This window comes from Vibrio sp. Vb0937, assembly GCF_033338855.1.
This window is the reverse complement of record NZ_JAWOTK010000273.1, coordinates 1-1,237: the sequence shown is the minus strand read 5'-3', so window position 1 is coordinate 1,237 and position 1,237 is coordinate 1. Positions and strand designations below refer to the sequence as shown.

Annotated in this window: 1 protein-coding gene; it reads left to right on the top strand. The window is 49.2% G+C overall.

The features are described from left to right. The coding region (locus R7P67_RS25025; RefSeq protein WP_318086346.1) for an SLC13 family permease at nt 1-1,237 on the top strand (1,237 nt) is incomplete at both ends.

Genomic DNA, 1,237 nt, shown 5'->3' with positions numbered 1-1,237 from the left:
GCTACTGATTCCACTTTCTTACGCGGCGATATTTGGCGGCACATTAACGCTTATCGGTACTTCGACCAACCTTATTATTAATAGCTTTGTGGAAGATGCAGGGCTACCGAGTCTGAGCTTTTTTACTCCGACGATGATTGGCTTGGCTGTCTTAGCGGGTGGTCTTTTAATTCTTATTCCGCTGAGCTATTTGCTGCCAAGTTACGATGACCAAAACCAAGAAGACTTACCGTATTTCCTTGAATCTCGTGTTGAACCAGGTTCCCCTTTGGTTGGCCGTACCATCAGTGAAAACAATCTGCGTGCGCTGCGTAAGTTGTTTCTTGCAGAGGTGGTTCGTGATGGCGTGACGGTATCGTCAGTAGGCCCCGACTTCGTGCTGAAAGCGAAAGATCGCCTGCTGTTTTGTGGTGATGTCGAAAGTGTGGCGACCTTGCAAGAAATTCCGGGGCTGACGCTATTTGGGCAACAGCATTTGAATGGCCAAAACTTTATTGAAGTGGTGGTCAGCTCCTCTGCAACCTTCTGCCATAAGACCTTGAAAGAAAGCCGCTTCCGCGATCGTTTTGATGCGGTCGTTGTCGCCATTCGTCGTGGGCATGAGCGTTTGGAAGGTGGATTGGGCAGTATTACCTTAGCTCCGGGCGATACTTTAGTGTTGGTGCCGGGCAAGCGTTTTGAGTCTGAGCGTCGAGCGCACCGTAAAGAATTTGTGTTAGTGCACGACTTAGATTCCAGCGCACGTTTGGACTCCAATAAATCGACGATTGTGTTGATTGGTTTTGCTGCGGTTATCGCCTGTGCACTACTAGAACTTGTGCCGATCATTAAAGGGCTCGCGGTATACATCATTGCACTCATTGCGTTTGGCATAGTGCAAATATCTGAGCTTCGCCGCCGTTTTCCCATTGATATTGTGGTGATTGTGGGTTCTGCGCTCTCTATTGCGCAACTGATGATTTCATCGGGCTTGTCCGTCAGGATGGGCGAAATGTTTATCGAAGCGTTTAACGGCTGGGGCGTATTTGGTGCGCTGGTGGCCACATACATCATGACCTTGGTGCTGACTGAATTGGTGACCAACAATGCCGCTGCCGCGTTAGCATTTCCGATTGGCTATAGTATGGCTGTCGGGTACGGGGTGGATCCGATGCCATTTATTATGGCGGTATTGTTTGGCGCAAGCGCGAGCTTTATTTCTCCCTACGGGTATCAAACCAACTTGTTGGTTTACAGT